Below are 18,596 nucleotides of genomic sequence, written 5' to 3' on the forward strand. Positions count from 1 at the left end.
GTTCATGGTCCGCAACACCTATATCTATCCGCCCGAACCCTCGATGCGGATCATCTCGGACATCTTCGGCTATACGTCGCGCGAGATGCCGAAGTTCAACAGCATCTCCATCTCCGGCTATCATATGCAGGAAGCCGGGGCGACGCAGGTGCAGGAGCTCGCCTTCACCATCGCCGACGGCGCCGAATATGTGCGCTACGGCGTCGCCTCGGGCCTCGATATCGACAAGTTCGCGGGGCGCTTGTCCTTCTTCTTCGCGATCGGCATGAATTTCTTCATGGAGATCGCCAAGCTGCGCGCCGCGCGCGTGCTGTGGCACCGCGTGATGACCAACCTCGGCGCCAAGGACGAGCGGTCGAAGATGCTGCGCACCCATTGCCAGACGTCGGGGGTCTCGCTCACCGAGCAGGATCCCTACAACAATGTCATGCGCACGACGATCGAGGCGATGGCGGCGATGCTCGGCGGCACCCAGTCGCTGCACACCAACGCGCTCGATGAGGCGATCGCGCTGCCGACCGATTTCTCCGCCCGCATCGCGCGCAATACGCAGATCGTCATCCAGGAAGAGACGGGGATGACCAAGGTCGTCGATCCGCTCGGCGGCTCATACTATGTCGAGGCGCTGACGCAGGAACTGGTCGACAAGGCGTGGGAGATCATCGAGCGGGTCGAGAAGGAAGGCGGCATGGCGAAGGCCGTCGCCGCGGGCTGGCCCAAGGCGATGATCGAGACCGCCGCCGCCGCGCGGCAGGCGCGCGTCGACCGCGGCGACGATGTGATCGTCGGCGTGAACAAATATCGCCTCGCCAACGAGGATCTGCTCGAAACGCTCGAAGTCGACAACACGAAGGTGCGCGAGGCGCAGATCGCGCGCATCAACAAGATGAAGGCGAGCCGCGACGAAGCGGCGTGCCAGGCGGCGCTCGATGCGCTGCGCAAGGCGGCAGCGGGCGAGCAGTCGATCGAGAACAACCTCCTTGCCCATGCGGTCGAGGCCGCGCGGGCCCGCGCAACGCTCGGCGAGATTTCGGCGGCGATGGAGGAGAGCTTCGACCGCTACGGCACCCAGCCGACCCCGGTGAAGGGCGTCTATGCCGCGCCTTATGCGGGCGATCCGCGCTGGCAGGCGGTGATCGACGGCGTCGCGGCGGTCGAGCGCCGCATGGGGCGCAAGCCGAAGCTGCTCGTCGCCAAGATGGGGCAGGACGGCCATGATCGCGGCGCCAACGTCATCGCCTCGGCCTTCGGCGACATGGGCTTCGACGTCGTGTCCGGGCCGTTGTTCCAGACGCCCGAGGAAACGGTGGTGCTCGCGCTGGATTCGGGCGTCGATGTCGTCGGCGCGTCGAGCCTCGCGGCGGGGCACAAGACGCTCATCCCCGAACTCATCGCCAAGCTGCGCGAGGCGGGCCGCACCGACATCAAGGTGATCGCGGGCGGCGTCATCCCGCCGCAGGACTATGATTATCTCCGCGACGCGGGCGTGCAGGGCATCTATGGCCCGGGCAGCAACGTGGTCGAATGCGCCGCCGACGTGCTGCGCCTGCTCGGCCACAATATGCCTCCGCTGGAGGATGCTGCATGAGCGATGATATCGACGAGGGGAAGGTTGCGGTTGTGCCTGAACTCCACGACAGTTCGGCCTATCTCTATGATTATTTCAAGCATCTGACCTCGCTGTCGATCCTGACGCTGGGCGGGGTGCTCGCGATCTCGACGGCTGCCGGCGAGGCCAAGGCTTCGAAGGAGTCGATGATCGCCGTCGTTGCGCTGGTCGGCATCGCCGCGCTGCTCGCCTTCAGCGGGACCAGCGAAATCGTCCGCCAGAAGGCGACGGGAGAGGTCAAAGCCAAATGGCTGACCTTCTATCGCGTGGGCGCTCCGATCGCGCTGTCGCTTGGCGTTGGCGCATTTCTCTATCTTTTCCTGAAAGGCCTTCCCAAATGACCGGACAAAAGCCCGAAACGCTGACCGTTCACGCCGGCACAGCGCCCGATCCGACGACCAAGGCGCGGATCACGCCGATCTATCAGACGTCGTCCTATGTCTTCGACAGCGTCGAACATGCCTCGCGCCTGTTCAATCTCGAAGAGTTCGGGAATATCTACACCCGGATCATGAACCCGACCAACGGTGCGCTCGAAGGCAAGATCGCGGCGCTGGAGGGCGGGCAGGCGGCGCTGGCGGTGGCGTCGGGCCACGCCGCGCAATTCCTCGCGTTTCACACGCTGATGGAGCCGGGGTGCGAGATCGTCGCGGCGCGCAAGCTCTATGGCGGATCGCAGAACCAACTCGGCCAGAGCTTTCGCAAGATGGCGTGGACGACGCATTTCGTCGATGCCGACGACGCGAGCAATGTCGCCGCCGCGATCACCGATCAGACGCGCGCGGTGTTCATCGAAAGCCTCGCCAACCCCGGCGGCGTCGTGCAGGATATCGAGGCGATCGCCAAGGTAGCGCATGACGCGGGCGTGCCGCTGATCGTCGATAACACGATGGCGACGCCGATGCTGTGCCGCCCGATCGAGCATGGCGCCGACATCGTCGTCCATTCGACGACCAAATTCCTGAACGGCCACGGTAATGCGATCGGCGGGGTGATCGTCGATGCGGGCAGCTTCGACTGGGCGAAGGGCGGCAAATATCCGACGCTGAGCGAACCCAATGCTTCCTATCACGGGCTCAAATTTACCGAGGCGTTCGGGCCGCTCGCCTTCATCCTCGCCGCGCGCACGCTCGGCCTGCGCGATCTCGGGCCCGCGCTGGCGCCGATGAACGCCTTCCTCGCGCTGACGGGCATGGAGACGCTGGCGCTGCGCATGGACCGGCATTGCGACAATGCGCTGGCGCTCGCCAAATGGCTGCGCGCGCATCCGAAGGTCGATTGGGTCTCCTATGCCGGGCTGGAGGACGACCCCTATCACGCGCTCGCCAAACGCTACCTCGGCGGCCGCGGCGGTGCGGTGTTCACTTTCGGGCTCAAGGGCGGCTACGACGCCGGGGTCAAGCTCGTCTCGTCGGTCAAAATGTTCAGCCATCTCGCCAATCTCGGCGACACGCGCTCGCTGATCATCCACCCCGCCTCGACGACGCACAGCCAGCTTTCGGAGGCCGATCTGATCGAGACGGGCGCCGGTCCCGACGTGGTGCGCGTGTCGGTGGGGATCGAGCATATCGACGACATCATCGCCGATCTGGCGCAGGCGCTGGAGGTGGCCGCGTGAGCGTGCGTTCGGCCCTCGCGGCGCTGGCGATCCTCGTCGCCGCATCGCCCGCACTTGCGAAGGACGCGGGGCAGCCGAGCGAATATCGTCCGGGCGTCGCGGTCGAACGACTCTATACGCAGCAACTCGACGACGTCTATTACACGACCTGGTTCGGCCGCCTCGAAAAGTCCGACGGCGGCTGGCGCGACGTCTATGTCGAAACGGCCGAGAAATATGTGAACAAGGGGCTGATCAGCTTCAATTGCTCCGATCCGAAGGCGGACATCGGCCTCATTCTCTATGACGTCGGAACCTACGGCGACGCGGCCGACCGGCGCGTCGTGCGCGTTCGCTTCGCCGACCGCAAGGCGTGGGCCGGGGAAAGGTTCGAACCGCTTTACGGCGAAACCCCGCCCTATCAACTCTATCTCGCGGCGCGCCAGCGCTTCTGCAAATGACGAAGGGACCGATCATGAACTTTGCCATCGATGACGAGGCGCCGCGCACCGACTGGACGCGCGAGGAGATCGCCGCGCTGTTCGACCTGCCGTTCGACGAACTGATGTGGGAGGCGCAGGGCGTCCACCGCCGCCATCATGCGCGCGGCGAGGTGCAGCTTTGCACCCTGCTGTCGATCAAGACCGGCGGCTGCGCCGAAGATTGCGGCTATTGCTCGCAATCGGCGCACGCCGACACGGGACTCAAGGCGACCAAGCTGATGGACGTGCGCGCGGTGCTGCAGGCGGCGGCCGAGGCGAAGGATGCGGGCTCGCAGCGCTTCTGCATGGGCGCGGCGTGGCGCAACCCCAAGGACCGCGATATGCCCGCGATCGTCGAGATGATCGAGGGTGTGCGCCAGATGGGCATGGAAACCTGCATGACGCTGGGGATGCTCACGAAGGACCAGGCGCAGACGCTCGCGGTCGCGGGGCTCGACTATTACAACCACAACATCGACACGAGCCCGGAGAATTACGGCAACATCATCTCGACGCGGACCTTTCAAGACCGGCTCGACACGCTGGAGGAGGTGCGCGCGGCGGGGATTAACGTCTGTTCGGGCGGCATCGTCGGCCTGGGCGAGACGCGCGATGATCGCGTCGGCTTCGTCCACGCGCTCGCGACGCTGCCGCGCCATCCCGAAAGCGTGCCGGTCAACGCGCTGATCCCGATCAAGGGTACGGTGCTCGGCGACATGCTCGCCGATACGCCGCTGGCACAGGTCGACGACATCGAATTCGTCCGCACCGTCGCGGTCGCGCGCATCACCATGCCCAAATCGATGGTCCGCCTGTCGGCGGGCCGCGAGAGCATGTCGGAAGCGACGCAGGCGCTCTGCTTCATGGCGGGCGCGAACAGCATCTTCACGGGCGACAAGCTGCTGACCACCGGAAACCGCGGTGACAGCGCCGACGCGGCGCTGCTCGCGAAGCTGGGGATCGTGCCGATGGTCAGCGAAGAGCCGATGCGGATGGAGGCGGCGGAGTGAGTTTCGGCCGCTATCTGCTGCTCAAGATGGTGGTTGGCCTTATCCTGTTTTGCGTGTCGGTACTCCCGACCTTCTATCTTGTCGGATTGGTTGCTGTGCAAATGCCGAAGGCTGCGACGCCGATTGCTTTTGCATTAGCCGGGCTGGTTTGGCTCATCGGAATGATGTTCGGCACTCATTTTATCACAGAAAAACTTAGCAAGCGCTGGAGCCACTAGTGTTCAAGAAAATCCTGATCGCCAACCGCGGCGAAATCGCCTGCCGCGTCATCAAGACCGCGCGTCGCATGGGCATCGCGACCGTCGCCGTCTATTCGGACGCCGATGCGCGCGCGCCCTTCGTGCGGATGGCCGACGAGGCGGTGCATATCGGCCCGTCGCCCGCGTCCGAATCCTATCTGATCGCCGACAAGATCATCGAAGCCTGCAAGGCGACCGGCGCCGAGGCGGTGCATCCGGGTTATGGCTTCCTGTCGGAGCGCACCAGCTTCGCCGAGGCGCTGGCGAAGGAAAATATCGCCTTCATCGGCCCGCCGGTGAACGCAATCGCCGCGATGGGCGACAAGATCGAGTCGAAGAAGCTCGCCAAGGAAGCGGGGGTCAACGTCGTCCCCGGCTTCGTCGGCGAAATCCGTGACACCGAGCATGCGGTCGAGATTTCGAACGAGATCGGCTATCCGGTGATGATGAAAGCGTCGGCGGGTGGCGGCGGCAAGGGGATGCGCCTCGCCTATGACGAGAAGGACGTCCGCGAAGGCTTCGAGAGCGTCAAGCGCGAGGGGCTGAACAGCTTCGGCGACGATCGCGTCTTCATCGAGAAATTCATTCTCAACCCGCGCCATATCGAGATCCAGATCCTCGGCGACCAGCACGGCAACATCCTCTACCTCAACGAGCGCGAATGCTCGATCCAGCGCCGCCACCAGAAGGTGGTCGAGGAAGCGCCGTCGCCCTTCGTCACGCCCGCGATGCGGAAAGCGATGGGCGAGCAGTGCGTCGCGCTGTCGAAAGCGGTCGGCTATTACAGCGCAGGGACGGTCGAGCTGATCGTCTCGGGCGCCGATCCGACGGGCGAGAGCTTCTATTTCCTCGAAATGAACACCCGGCTTCAGGTCGAGCATCCGGTGACCGAAGCGATCACCGGCATCGATCTGGTCGAACAGATGATCCGCGTCGCGGCGGGCGAGAAGCTCGACCTGACGCAGGATGACGTCAAGATCGACGGCTGGGCGATCGAGAACCGCGTCTATGCCGAGGACCCCTATCGCGGCTTCCTGCCGTCGACCGGGCGGTTGACGCGCTACAAGCCGCCGGTGCCGGGCTGGACCGACGACGGCGCCGAGAACGGGCGCCGCGGGGTCGATGGCGTGCGCGTCGACGACGGCGTCTATGACGGCGGCGAGGTGTCGATCTTCTACGATCCGATGATCGCGAAACTGATCACCTGGGGCAAGACGCGCGACGAGGCCGCCGACCTGCAGGTCGCGGCGCTCGACCGCTTCGAACTCGAGGGGCTCGGCCACAATATCGATTTCGTCTCGGCGATCATGCAGCATCCGCGCTTCCGCTCGGGCGAGCTGACGACGGGCTTTATCGCCGAGGAATATCCCGAGGGCTTCCACGGCGCCCCGGCCGACGACGCGGTAACGCGCGCGCTGGCGGCGATCGCGGGCTTCATGGCGAGCGCCGAGGCCGACCGCGCGCGGCGCACCGACGGCCAGCTCGGCGACCGGCTCGACCCGCCCGCGAAATGGCAGGTAACGATCGGCGGCGAGAGCCACAAGGTCAAGCTGGGCCACAAGCATATCAAGGTCGATGGCGAGAAGATCGACATCGCGCTCGAATATACGCCGGGCGACCGGCTGGTGGTCGCGGAGATCGACGGTAGCGAGCTGGCGGTGAAGGTCGCGAAGACGCGCACCGGCTGGCGTATGACGACGCGCGGCGCCATTCACGACGTGCGCGTGCTGCCGTGGCACGTCGCGCCGCTCGCGACGCACATGATCGAGAAGATTCCGCCCGATCTGTCGAAGTTCCTCATCTGCCCGATGCCGGGCCTGCTCGTCGCGCTGCATGTCGGCGAGGGCGACGCGGTCGAGGCGGGGCAGCCGCTTGCGACGGTCGAGGCGATGAAGATGGAAAATATCCTCCGCGCCGAAAAGACGGGTGTGGTGAAGACGGTCAACGCGGCGCAGGGCGACAGCCTGGCGGTCGACGCGGTGATTTTGGAGATGGAATAGCCTTCCGCTTTTCGTCATTGCGAGGAGCGAAGCGACGAAGCAATCCAGAGCGGCGAAAACCCGCTCTGGATTGCTTCGCTTCGCTCGCAATGACGGAGTTTGCTTGATGCACGTAAATCACGACCACGAAGCCCCTGCAGCCGAACCCATCGCCTTCGATGATTTCCTCCGCGTCGACATCCGCATCGGCACGATCGTCGAGGCCGAACCCTTTCCCGAAGCGCGCAAGCCGGCGTTCAAGCTGAAGATCGACTTCGGCCCCGTCATCGGCGTCAGGAAAAGCAGCGCGCAGATCGTCGCGCGCTATGATCTCGCGGAATTGCCGGGGCGGCAGGTCGCGGCGGTGGTCAATTTCCCGCCGCGCCAGATCGGCAAGTTCATGTCCGAGGTGCTGACGCTCGGCTTCGCGGACGAGGCGGGCGAGGTGATCCTCTTCGCGCCCGACCGCGCGGTCCCGAACGGCTCGCGGCTGTTCTAGGCCGTCGCGGGTTCGCCCATCAGCCGTTTCGCGAGGAACAGCTTGAACAGGATGAACGCGACCAGCCCGACCGCGGCGGTCGCGACGTGGAACAGCCAGAAGCTGGTCGTCGGCATCGACGAATACCAGGTGCCGACCTCGCCGACGACCTTGTTCGCGCCGAAGAAGGCCAGATAATAGATGCCGACGATCGTCGCGTTGAGCGCCTTCGGCGCCAGCTTGGTGAAGAGCGCAAGGCTGACCGGCAGGATGTGCGCAAAGCCGATGCTGTTGAGCAGATGGAACATCACCGGCCAGAACAGCCCGATCTTGCCGCCGCCCTGCGTCGCCGCCGCCATGACCAGACACAGCCCGCCGGCGATGGTGAAGACGCTGCCGATGATCATCTTGCCGAGCTCGTCGGGTTCGCGGTGGCGCTTGCCGTACCAGACATAGAAGGCGGCGACCGCGGCGAGCATCGAGAAGCTGGCCGCGGCGTCGATCGTGATCATCCAGCTCGTCGGCAGGGTGGTGCCGAAGAAGGTGAGTTGAAAATGCTGATCGGCCCAGACCAGATAGGCGTTGAAGATTTCCTGATTGGTGAGCAGCGCGACCGCCATCACCGGCACCAGCACGATGACGGCGAGGACGCGCAGCCCGTCCTGCCGCGTCATCGGTTCGGCCGCCTTCGCCTCGGCGTTTTTCCCGGGCCGGTTGTCGGCGGGCAGCCACGGTCCCGCCATGATGTAGAGGATCAGGCCGAGCACCATCACCACGCCCGCGGTGCCGAAGCCCCAGTGCCAGCCGACCTTCTCGCCGAGCGTGCCCGAGATCAGCGGCGCGGCGATCACGCTGACGTTGATCGCGATATAGAAGATCTGGAACGCCATCGCGCGGCGGAGATCGTTCGGCGCATAGAGCTCGCCGACCTGGCTCGCGATATTGCCCTTGAACAGCCCGACCCCGACGATCAGCGCGAGCAGGGCGAAGAGGAAGGCGCCTTCGAACGCCATCAGGAAATGCCCCGCCGCCATGAACAGGCCGCCGAGGATCAGCGTCGTCCGCCGCCCGAGCCAGCGGTCGGCGATCAGCCCGCCGAGGATCGGGGTCAGATAGACGAGCGAGGTATAGTCGCCGAAAATCTTCGACGCGAAGGGCTGGCCGTCGATCCCGCCATACCAGCCGCGCAGGGCCTCGAGCCCGACCACGCCGGCCGCATGTTCGGGCAGCAGCAGATATTTGACCATGTAGAGGACGAGCAATGTCTGCATCGAATAATAGGAAAAGCGCTCGCACCCCTCGACGAAGGCGAGATAGCCGAGCCCTTTCGGATGGCCGAGAAAGGCGCGGTCGCTGCGGTCCGCCTCGAAATCGGGCGTCGCTTCGGCGATGGTCATGGATTGTCCCCCGGTGATCGGTCTTGTTGCCGCGACCCTAAGGTTTCAGATGAAACTTGCCAGCGGCAATCGACGAACGACGGGGATGGGGCTGGCGGGTTTCAAGCGAACTCTGTCATCCCGGCGAAGGCCGGGATCTCGCCGGTGCGTCATGCCGATAGGATGAGATCCCGGCCTTCGCCGGGATGACGAGATTGGTGAAGCGATGCTGTGACGCGCATTTTATGCTACCAGCGCCACCGCCCTGATCCACCCCGCGCTGGCGCGTTCGATCTTCACCGGGAAGCAGGAGAGCGTCCAGCCGGTCGGCGGCAGCGCCGCGAGATTGGTCAGCTTCTCGATCTGGTAATAGGGCTTGATCCGCCCCGCCTTGTGGCCTTCCCAGATGATCGACGGGTCGCGCGTCTCGGCCCAGCGCTTTGCGGTGTGGCTGAACGGCGCGTCCCAGCTCCAGGCGTCTGTGCCGACGACCTTCACCCCGCGTGTCGTCAGGTAAAGCGTCGCCTCGGCGCCCATGCCGCAGCCCTGATCGGTGAAATTATCGGTGCCGTAGACCGCCCCCGACTGGACGAGCACGATGTCGAGCGGCTGGAGTGCGTGCCCGATGCGCGCGAGTTCGGCCTCGACCTCGGCGGCGCTCACGACATGGCCCGCGGGGCGGTCCGAGAAATCGAGTTTCACGCCGGGGCGGAAGAAAAGGTCGAGCGGTGCCTCGTCGATGCTCGGTGCCGCGCTGGCGCCGCTGTCGGTCGTCGAATGGAAATGCCACGGCGCGTCCATGTGGGTGCCGTTGTGGGTGCTGAGCGTCAGGCTCTCGACCGCCCAGCCCTCGCCGTCGGGAAGGTCGTCCTTGGTCAGCCCGGGAAAGAACATCGCGATCTGCTCCCACGTGTTTTCGTGGGTCATGTAGGTGATCTGCGGACGCATCACTGGCGGGTCGGACACGACGTCGTTGGTGATCGGGATCGAAAGGTCGATGAACTGCATGGCCCCAGTCTGCCACCGTTATGCCGCCGCGCCAAGAAGGCTTGCGCGATGACGCTGGAAAGCTACACCGGCCTAAATCCGTTCGTGTCGAGCGAAGTCGAGACACCCGTCGGTTGCATATGTCCCCGGGGCATCTCGACTTCGCTCGATGCGAACGGCAAGAGGAGATGCCCGAACCGGGGCAGGGGAGAGTGTATGACCGACGCAGCCGCCGTCGCCGATCACGGCGCGGGCTATCAGCCGACCGCGCAGGATATTCGCCTGGTCATCGCCGCTTCGTCGGCGGGGACGATCTTCGAATGGTATGATTTCTTCATCTACGGCACGCTCGCGGCGATCATCGGCAAGGCGTTTTTTCCCAGCGACAATGCGACGCTGGAGGTGCTGCTCGTCTGGGCGGGGTTCGCGGTCGGGTTCGGCTTTCGGCCCTTGGGCGCGGTGCTGTTCGGTTTCCTCGGCGATCGGCTGGGGCGCAAATATACTTTTCTGATCACCGTCACGCTGATGGGGATCGCGACCGCGGGCGTCGGCATGATCCCCTCGGCGGCGGCGATCGGCATCGCGGCGCCGATCATCGTCATCGCGCTACGCATCCTTCAGGGACTCGCGCTCGGCGGCGAATATGGCGGCGCCGCGATTTACGTCGCCGAGCATTCGCCGCCCGAAAAGCGCGGTTTCTACACCAGCTTCATCCAGGCGAGCGTCGTCGGCGGTTTCGTGCTGAGCCTGATCATCGTGCTCGGCTGCAAGGCCGCGATGTCCGATGCGACCTGGGAAAGCTGGGGCTGGCGCGTGCCCTTCCTCCTGTCGCTGGTGCTGCTCGCCGTTTCGCTGTGGATGCGGCTCAAATTGTCCGAAAGCCCGGTGTTCCGCGCAATGAAGGCCGAAGGCGAACTCGCGAAGAATCCGCTCAAGGAGAGCTTTACCTATCCCGGCAATCCGAAGCGCATTCTCGTCGCCATGATCGGCATCGCCGCGGGGCTGACGGTGATCTGGTACACCGCGATGTTCTCCGGCCTTTCCTTCCTCAAGGGCCCGATGAAGGTCGAGGAGACCGCCGCGGAGATCATCGTCGGCGTGGCGGCGGCGCTCGGCATGGGCTTTTTCCTGCTGGCGGGGCGCCTGTCGGACCGGATCGGGCGCAAGAAGCCGATCGTCTGGGGCTATGGCGTCACGCTCGTGCTGCTCTTCCCGCTATTCTGGTGGATGGGCAGCGTCGCCAATCCCGCGCTCGAAGCGGCAGCAGCACGCGCGCCGGTCGTCGTCACCGGGTCGCAGTGCAGCTTCGATCCCTTCGCGAAGGAGCAGGCGACCGCGTGCGGCAAGACGCTCGGCGAGCTGACGAAGCTGGGGGTGCCTTACAAGGTCGCGGCGAGCGGCAGCGGCTTCGACAGCGTCGTAATCCATATCGGCGGCAAACAGGTCGCGAGCGACGATCCGGCGCTGCTCAAGCCCGCGCTCGAGGCGATGGGCTACAGCTTCGAGCCGCAGGTTCCCGGCGCGCTCGGCATCGCCGTCATCCTCATCGCGCTGCTCGGATTGAGCGCCTTGTCGGGCTTCACCTACGGCCCCGTCGCCGCGCTCCTCTCCGAAATGTTCCCGCCGCATGTCCGCTATTCGTCGCTGTCGATTCCCTATCATCTCGGCTGCGGCTATTTCGGCGGCTTCCTGCCGCTGATCGCGAGCTTCATCATCGCCAAGACGGGCAATGCCTATGCCGGCCTCTGGTATACGTGGGGCGTCGTGCTAGTCGCTTTCCTGCTCACCGCTTTCATGCTGGAGGAGCCGGTCGAGGGCCAGTGGGACAAGCCGGCCGCTGGCTGACCCCATTGGCGCTGCCGGCAAAGGCGTATAGGCCGGGCGCATGATCGACATCGCCTCTCCGCTCCGCCTTCGCCTCGATTCCGCCGCGCTCGTCCAGAACTGGCAATGGCTGGCGGCGCGAAGCCCCGGCGCGTGCGGCGCGGCGATCAAGGCCGACGGTTACGGGTTGGGCGCGGCCGAGGTGATGCGCCACCTCGCCGCCGCCGGGTGCCGCGATTTCTTCGTCGCCACCTGGGCCGAAGCCGCCGCGCTGATGCCGCTCGCCGGCGATGTGTCGCTGTCGGTCTTTCACGGCGTGGGCGAGGCTGACATGGTCGCCGCCCGGACGCTGCCCGCGCGTCCGGTCCTGAACAGCGTCGAACAGGTCCAGCGTTGGCGCGCGGCGGGTGAGGGGCGCGCGTGCGACGTCATGGTCGACACCGGCATGAACCGCCTCGGCCTGCGGGTCGAGGAAGCGGTCGGTGGCGCGCTGGACGGGCTGGCGATCGACACATTGCTCAGTCATCTCGCCTCGGCCGACGAGGACAGCGAGCAGAATGCGCAGCAACTCGCGGCCTTTCGTGCCGTGCGTCGGGCCGTCCCGGCGCGGCGCACCAGCCTCGCGAACAGCGCGGGCATCTGCCTCGGCCCCGACTATGGCTTCGACCTGACGCGCCCCGGACTGGCGCTTTACGGCGGCACGCCGCGCCGCGAGGCGACGGGGCATATCCGCCAGGTCGCCTTCCCCGAAGCGCGCGTGCTGCAGGTGCGTAGCGTCCGCGCGGGCGAACCGGTTGGCTATGGCGCAACCTGGATCGCGCCGGCCGATGGCCGCGTCGCGATCGCCAACATGGGCTATGCCGACGGCTATCTGCGCTGCCATGCGGGACGGGGCGGCGCGGCTTGGCGCGCGCGCGATCTGCCGCTGGTCGGCCGCGTGTCGATGGACCTGGTCGCCTTCGACGCGAGCGCGGCCGATGGCCTGGCCGAAGGCGACTGGCTGGCGCTCGATTACGACCTGCCCTCGACCGCGGCACGCAGCGGCCTGTCGCAATATGAATTGCTTACGGGACTGGGGAAGCGGTTCGAGCGATATTGGATCTGAGAACGCCACCCGAACTTGCGGGTCTCGCATGTTGCGGCGCATCAATCTTTGGTGTTAAGGTCCGCTGGCCGGGAACCACCCGGTGGCGATCGGATGCGATCGACAGGAGCAGAGGGCAGCATGGCAAAGTCGAAGACGGCCGCGGACGGCGATGTCGTCACCATCAAGAAATATGCCAACCGGCGCCTCTATGACACCGAACGCAGCTGCTACATCACGCTCGATGATCTGGGCACGATGGTCCGCGACGGGCGCGATTTTCGCGTCGTCGATGCGAAGAGCGGCGAGGATATCACGCACAATGTGCTGACGCAGATCATCATGGACACCGAAACGCGCGGTGAGACGTTGCTGCCGGTCAATTTCCTGCGGCACCTGATCGGCATGTACGGCGACAAGATGCAGTCGATGGTGCCGCAATATCTCGAAGCGTCGATGACCGCGTTCCGCAAGAATCAGCAGGACGTCCGCGCGGCCCTCGAAGGCGCGATCGGATCGAACCCGCTCGCCGAACTGACGCGCCGCAATTTCGAGATGTTCAGCCAGGCGGCGGGCGCCTTCATGCCAGGTGCTGCCGCCGGCAAGGGCAAGGACGCTGAAATCGCCGCGCTCAAGGCCGAAATCGCCGAGCTCAAGGCCGCGCTCGCCAAACAGAAATAATCCGGGGCTCTTTGGGGCTCTCAGCACAGAAAACAGGACAGATGATCAAACATGCGCTCAGCGTAACCCGTCAGGCCGACTTCGCGGCCTGGTATCAGGATGTCATTGCCGAAGCCGATCTCGCCGAGGAGTCGGGAGTGCGCGGCTGCATGGTGATCAAGCCGTGGGGCTATGGCATCTGGGAACGCATCCAGACGGTGATGGACGCCGCGATCAAGGATGCCGGCGTCCAGAACGCCTATTTCCCGCTCTTCATCCCCTTGAGCTTCTTTGAGAAGGAAGCCGACCATGTCGATGGTTTCGCGAAGGAAATGGCGGTCGTCACCCACCACCGCCTGATCGCGGACGGGAAGGGCAAGCTGGTGCCCGATCCCGAGGCGAAGCTGGAGGAGCCGCTGATCGTCCGCCCGACGTCGGAAACGGTGATCGGTTCGGCGATGAGCCGCTGGGTGCAGAGCTGGCGCGACCTGCCGCTGAAGGTCAATCAGTGGGCCAATGTCGTCCGCTGGGAAATGCGCACGCGGATGTTCCTGCGCACCAGCGAATTTCTGTGGCAGGAAGGCCATACCGCGCATGCCGACAAGGATGATGCGATGGCGGAGACGCTGCGCGCGCTCGAAATGTATCGCGCCTTTGCCGAAGACGTCCTCGCGATGCCGGTGATCGCGGGCGAGAAGCCTGAGAATGAGCGCTTCCCCGGTGCCGTGGCGACCTATTCGATCGAGGCGATGATGCAGGACGGCAAGGCGCTGCAGGCCGGCACCTCGCACTATCTCGGCACCGGCTTCGCCGAGGCGGCGGGCATCCGCTATCAGGACAAGGAGGGCGGCCACAGCCTTTGCCACACGACAAGCTGGGGCACCTCGACGCGGATGATCGGCGGCGTCATCATGACGCATGGCGACGACGATGGTTTGCGCTGCCCGCCGCGCATCGCGCCGCACCAGATCGTCATCGTGCCGATGCTGCGCGACAATGAGGAGGATGCCGCGATCCTCGACTACTGCCGCGCACTCGAAAGCGAGCTGAAGGCGCTCGACGCCTTTCGTGAGCCGGTGCGCGTGCTGCTCGACGCGACCGCGAACAAGGCGCAGACCAAGCGCTGGGGCTGGGTCAAGAAGGGCGCACCGATCATCCTCGAGATCGGCCCGCGCGATGTCGCCGGCGGCAATGTCGCGGTGATCCGCCGCGACCGGCTCTATCAGGAGAACGGCAAGCTGAACACGGCCTTCGTCGCGAAAGGCGATTTCGTCGCGGGCGCGGTGGCGATGCTGGAGGAAATTCAGGCGAGCCTTCATGCCGAGGCGAAGGAGCGGCTGCATTCGAACATCCGCCGCGACGTCACCGACCTCGCGGCGCATTTCGGCGGCGACGACAAGTTCGTGGGCTGGATCGAGGTGCAATGGGCGCGTCCGACCGGCACCGTGCTCGAAGGGATCGTCGAGACGCTCAAGACGCTCAAGCTGACGATGCGCAACACGCCCCTCGACGCCGCACCGGCCGATGGCGCTTGCTTCTTCACCGGCGAGCCCGCGGTCGAGCGCGTACTGATAGGACGAACCTATTGATTTATTTCACGCGGAGGCGCGGAGACGCGGAGAGATCGTGCTTGCCGCGAAGCGGCTTTCCCGTATTGGCGCCGCGTCAAGGCGCATCGCTTGATCGAGAAAGGGGCCTGCCGGCCCGGGCGATCTTCTCCGCGTCTCCGCGTCTCCGCGCGAACCATTCGGACGACCCGCGATGAAAAAGCCCAAGCCGCACCCCGGGCTCCCCTCACGCGAGCAGATTCTCCGCTTCATTCACGACAGCCCCGGCGCGATCGGGAAGCGGGAAATCGCCAAGCATTTCGGTCTGCACGGCGCCGACAAGATCGCGCTGAAGGCGCTGCTCAAGGACATGACCGACGAGGGGCTCGTCGACATGGCGCCGGGGCGGGCATTTCATAAGCATGGCGGGCTGCCGCGCGTGACCGTGTTGCGTGTCGCGGCGGTCGAGGGCGATGCGGTGTGGGCGGTTCCCGATCGCTGGGAGGGCAGCGGCCCCGCGCCGCGGCTGCGCGTCATGGAAAAGGGGCGGCGCAGCGCGCTCGGCATCGGCGACCGCATCCTCGCGCGCACCGAGGAGCGCGGCAGCGGCCATGTCGCCCACCCGATGAAAAAGTTGCAGGCGGGCGGCGAGACGATCATCGGCGTGCTCGTCGCCGACACCGGCCCCGGCGGCAAGCCGATGACGTGGCTGCGCCCCGCCGACAAGCGCGCGCGCTTCGATTTCGCGGTCGCCGACATGGGCGATGCGAGCATCGGCGATCTCGTCCGCGCCGAACTCTCGGGCCGCGGCCCGGCGACCAAGGCGCGCGTGGTTGACCGCATCGGCGACCCCTTCGCGCCGCGTTCGCTCAGCATGATCGCGATCGCGCGGCACGAGATTCCGCACGTTTTCGGCGAGGAGGTGCTCGCCGAGGCCGATCGCGCGGCGACGCTGCCGTTGACCCCCGACGGGCGCGAGGATCTGCGCGACCTGCCGATTGTCGCGATCGACCCGGTAGACGCACGCGATCATGACGATGCCGTCTGGGCCATCCCCGACGCCGATGAAAAGAACAAGGGCGGATACCGCGCGATCGTCGCGATCGCCGACGTCAGTTTTTATGTCCGCGCCGACGGCGCGCTCGACCGCGAGGCGCGGCGGCGCGGCAACAGCGTCTATTTCCCCGATCAGGTCGTGCCGATGCTCCCCGAGACGCTGTCGTCGGGCGTCTGCTCGCTGAAGGCGGGACAGGATCGCGCCGCGATGGCGTGCCACCTCACCGTCGACAAGCATGGCAAGGTGACGTCATGGCGCTTCACGCGCGCGCTGGTGCGGCTGCGCGCGAACATTGCCTATGAAGATGCGCAGGCGGCGATGGATGCGATCCTCCCCGGAACGGGGAGGGAGACCGCCGAAGGCGGTGGAGGGGCCGGTGCTGGCGGGCGCTCCGCCGATACGCCGGGCAAACCGCCCGTGCCCCTCCACCATCCTGCGGATGGTCCCCCTCCCCGTTTCGGGGAGGATATTTTGCCTGCGCTCCAAAATCTCTGGGCCTGCTGGACCTTGCTCGCCAAGGCACGCGACGCCCGCGCGCCGCTCGACCTCGATCTGCCCGAACGGCAGGTGATCCTCGACGAGCAGGGCGGCATCGCCGAGATTCGCGTCCGCGAGCGGCTCGACGCGCACCGGCTGATCGAGGATTATATGATCGCCGCAAACGTCGCCGCGGCGAAGGCGCTCGAGGCGAAGAAATCGCCCGTCATGTACCGCATCCACGAGCCGCCGAGCCGCGAGAAGCTCGTCAGCCTGAAAGATTATCTCGAAACCTTCGACCAGAGCTTCGCGCTGGGGCAGGTGATCACCCCTGCGGTGTTCAACCGGCTGATCGACGGCTTTTCGGAGGACGACCGCCTGCCCGAAATCATGCAGGCGATCCTGCGCAGCCAGACGCAGGCTTACTACGGCCCCGCCAACGCGGGCCATTTCGGGCTCGCGCTCGGCTCCTACGCGCATTTCACCTCGCCGATCCGCCGTTATGCCGACCTGATCGTCCATCGCGCGCTCGTCGACAGCCATCGCCTCGAAGTGCCGGGCAAGCCCAAGGGGCTGCCCGAGCGCACCGGGCTGGGGGAAGCCGACCGCAAGGGGCTGTCGCACATCGGCGAGGCGATCAGCGCGCTCGAACGCCGCGCGATGGAGGCCGAGCGTGAGACGATCGACCGCTATGTCGCGGCGTATCTGGCGACGAAGACGGGCGAGATCGTCGCGGCGCGGATCACCGGGGTGCAGCCGTTCGGCTTCTTCGCGACCGTCGACGGTCTCGGCGGCGATGGGCTGGTGCCGGTATCGACGCTGGGGAGCGAGCGCTTTTTCTATGACGAGGCGGCGCGGACGCTCGACAGCGAGCATGGCCGCGTCAGCTATTCGGTCGGGCAGCGGCTCGACCTTCGATTGATGGAGGCGAATCCGATCAGCGGTGCGCTCCGTTTCGAGCTTCCCGACGCCGAGCGTGGCCCGCCCGCCAAACGCCCGCCGCGCCGCGACGGGAAGGGCAAGCATGTCGTCGGCAAGCGCGGGCGGCCTGCCAATATTCGCCATCAGGGGCGGCGGCGCTGACCATCGTCATTGCGAGCGAAGCGAAGCAATCCAGAGCGGTTTGCTCACACTCTGGATTGCTTCGCTTCGCTCGCAATGACGAGTTTCCAAGATCGTTGGATCAGCTCAACGCATCGAGCCGGGCGATGTCGATGCCGCCGGGCACCAGCATCACCGGGCAGGGGAGGGTTCCCGCATCCTGTCCGGTGAAATAGGACACCAGCGGCCCCGGCGCGCCGCTGGCCGCCGTTGCCAGCACCAGCGCCGATATCTCCTCATTCTCGCGGATCACGTCGCACACGGCTTCGGTCGGCTTGCCCGATTTGACCAGCGTCTGCGCGACGATGTTGGCTTCCTGCATCACCGCGTCGGCGGCCGCCCCGATCAACTGCTCGGCATGTTCGCGCGCTTCGGCCTCGATCGTCGCCTGAACGCCGCCGAAGGCGACGAAATCCTGCTTTGGAAGGATCGCGAGCACGACGATGCCGCCCCCGGTCCGCGCCGCGCGCCGCGCCGCGAAGCGCAGCGCGAGGCTTGCCTCCGGGCTGTCATCGATCACCACCAGATATGTCCGCATCGCCCCGACCCCCGCTATGCATTTTGCGAGGCGAGAGTGCGTCACATTCGTATGAAAGGCAAGGTTGCCGCGCTGGACCTTGACCGGCCCAGCGCTTATGGCGAGGAACAATCCGTAGCGGCAGGCCCCGCCTGCGAGACTCTTCGAGGGACGAAACCGACGATGCCGATCGAACTCAAAATGCCCGCCCTTTCGCCGACGATGGAGGAAGGGACGCTCGCGAAGTGGCTGGTGAAGGAAGGCGATGCGGTCCAGTCTGGCGACCTGCTCGCCGAGATCGAGACCGACAAGGCGACGATGGAATATGAGGCGATCGACGACGGCGTGATCAGTCAGATTTTGGTTCCCGAGGGCAGCGAGAATGTGAAGGTCGGCACCGTGATCGCGGTGATCGCGGGCGAGGGTGAGGATGCGAGCGCCGCCAAGGCCGCGCCGGCGCCTGCTGCGGCTCCGGCTCCTGCCGCGGCTCCCGAAAAGAAAGACGTCGCCCCCGCGAAGGCGGGGGCCGCAAGCGAAGCTGCCCCAACGCCAGCGGCCCCCGCCTTCGCGGG

The 18,596-nt window shown here is 65.8% G+C and carries 17 protein-coding genes; 14 read left to right on the forward strand and 3 right to left on the reverse strand.

All coding sequences use genetic code 11. The features are described from left to right. The 8 genes from OJI97_RS00430 to OJI97_RS00465 all read left to right on the forward strand — a co-directional run. On the forward strand, positions 1 to 1,588 hold a 1,588-nt coding region (locus OJI97_RS00430), incomplete at its 5' end, for a methylmalonyl-CoA mutase family protein (RefSeq protein ID WP_297659726.1). Next, complete coding sequence (locus OJI97_RS00435) at positions 1,585 to 1,950, forward strand: hypothetical protein (protein WP_297659729.1); 366 nt, start codon at positions 1,585 to 1,587, stop codon at positions 1,948 to 1,950. The genes OJI97_RS00430 and OJI97_RS00435, both read left to right, overlap by 4 nt. After that, a complete protein-coding gene (locus OJI97_RS00440) occupies positions 1,947 to 3,227 on the forward strand; it encodes an O-acetylhomoserine aminocarboxypropyltransferase (RefSeq protein ID WP_297659732.1) in 1,281 nt (426 codons plus the stop codon). The genes OJI97_RS00435 and OJI97_RS00440 overlap by 4 nt, the downstream gene beginning before the upstream one ends. Further along, complete coding sequence (locus OJI97_RS00445; RefSeq protein ID WP_297659734.1) at positions 3,224 to 3,667, forward strand: hypothetical protein; 444 nt, start codon at positions 3,224 to 3,226, stop codon at positions 3,665 to 3,667. Before OJI97_RS00440 ends, OJI97_RS00445 begins: the two co-directional genes overlap by 4 nt. A 14-nt stretch (positions 3,668 to 3,681) precedes the next feature. Beyond that, positions 3,682 to 4,698, forward strand: a complete 1,017-nt coding sequence (bioB, locus tag OJI97_RS00450) for a biotin synthase BioB (protein ID WP_297659736.1) — start codon at positions 3,682 to 3,684, stop codon at positions 4,696 to 4,698. Then, positions 4,695 to 4,916, forward strand: coding sequence for a hypothetical protein (locus OJI97_RS00455; RefSeq protein ID WP_297659739.1), 222 nt, complete (start codon positions 4,695 to 4,697; stop codon positions 4,914 to 4,916). The genes bioB and OJI97_RS00455 overlap by 4 nt, the downstream gene beginning before the upstream one ends. After that, the gene (locus tag OJI97_RS00460; protein WP_297659743.1) at positions 4,916 to 6,937 is read left to right on the forward strand and encodes an acetyl/propionyl/methylcrotonyl-CoA carboxylase subunit alpha; all 2,022 of its coding nucleotides are present in this window, start codon (positions 4,916 to 4,918) and stop codon (positions 6,935 to 6,937) included. Before OJI97_RS00455 ends, OJI97_RS00460 begins: the two co-directional genes overlap by 1 nt. A 106-nt stretch (positions 6,938 to 7,043) precedes the next feature. Then, positions 7,044 to 7,415: a tRNA-binding protein gene (locus OJI97_RS00465; protein WP_297659746.1), complete on the forward strand. Its 372-nt coding sequence runs from the start codon at positions 7,044 to 7,046 to the stop codon at positions 7,413 to 7,415. Here the strand turns inward: OJI97_RS00465 and OJI97_RS00470 are convergent. Further along, positions 7,412 to 8,791, reverse strand: coding sequence for a peptide MFS transporter (locus OJI97_RS00470; protein ID WP_297659749.1), 1,380 nt, complete (start codon positions 8,789 to 8,791; stop codon positions 7,412 to 7,414). The genes OJI97_RS00465 and OJI97_RS00470 overlap by 4 nt on opposite strands. Before the next feature lie 222 nt (positions 8,792 to 9,013). After that, the gene (locus tag OJI97_RS00475; RefSeq protein WP_297659753.1) at positions 9,014 to 9,778 is read right to left on the reverse strand and encodes a cyclase family protein; all 765 of its coding nucleotides are present in this window, start codon (positions 9,776 to 9,778) and stop codon (positions 9,014 to 9,016) included. 195 nt (positions 9,779 to 9,973) lie between these two features. On the opposite strand from OJI97_RS00475, the gene OJI97_RS00480 reads away from it, so the two are divergent. From OJI97_RS00480 to OJI97_RS00500, 5 genes are all read left to right on the forward strand, one after another. After that, positions 9,974 to 11,602: an MFS transporter gene (locus OJI97_RS00480; RefSeq protein WP_297659755.1), complete on the forward strand. Its 1,629-nt coding sequence runs from the start codon at positions 9,974 to 9,976 to the stop codon at positions 11,600 to 11,602. A 40-nt stretch (positions 11,603 to 11,642) separates the two neighbouring features. Then, a complete protein-coding gene (alr, locus tag OJI97_RS00485) occupies positions 11,643 to 12,686 on the forward strand; it encodes an alanine racemase (RefSeq protein ID WP_297659757.1) in 1,044 nt (347 codons plus the stop codon). A 120-nt stretch (positions 12,687 to 12,806) separates the two neighbouring features. Further along, on the forward strand, positions 12,807 to 13,346 hold the full coding sequence (gene phaR / locus OJI97_RS00490) for a polyhydroxyalkanoate synthesis repressor PhaR (protein WP_297659758.1): 540 nt from the start codon (positions 12,807 to 12,809) through the stop codon (positions 13,344 to 13,346). A gap of 41 nt (positions 13,347 to 13,387) precedes the next feature. Then, positions 13,388 to 14,914 carry a proline--tRNA ligase gene (gene proS / locus OJI97_RS00495; RefSeq protein WP_297659760.1) on the forward strand — a complete coding sequence of 509 codons (1,527 nt, stop codon included), beginning with the start codon at positions 13,388 to 13,390 and terminating at the stop codon, positions 14,912 to 14,914. Between the two features lie 172 nt (positions 14,915 to 15,086). Then, entirely contained in the window at positions 15,087 to 17,489 is a 2,403-nt protein-coding gene (locus OJI97_RS00500; RefSeq protein WP_297659762.1) for an RNB domain-containing ribonuclease, read from the forward strand. Positions 17,490 to 17,589: 100 nt separating this feature from the next. On the opposite strand, the gene OJI97_RS00505 is transcribed toward OJI97_RS00500, so the two are convergent. Continuing rightward, positions 17,590 to 18,045: a universal stress protein gene (locus OJI97_RS00505; RefSeq protein ID WP_297659764.1), complete on the reverse strand. Its 456-nt coding sequence runs from the start codon at positions 18,043 to 18,045 to the stop codon at positions 17,590 to 17,592. Between the two features lie 162 nt (positions 18,046 to 18,207). Between OJI97_RS00505 and OJI97_RS00510 the strand changes: the two genes are divergently transcribed. Then, a partial coding sequence (locus OJI97_RS00510) for a biotin/lipoyl-containing protein (RefSeq protein ID WP_297659767.1) occupies positions 18,208 to 18,596 on the forward strand: 389 nt, incomplete at its 3' end.

Origin of the sequence: Sphingopyxis sp., from assembly GCF_025869345.1 — a bacterium.
Lineage (GTDB): Bacteria > Pseudomonadota > Alphaproteobacteria > Sphingomonadales > Sphingomonadaceae > Sphingopyxis.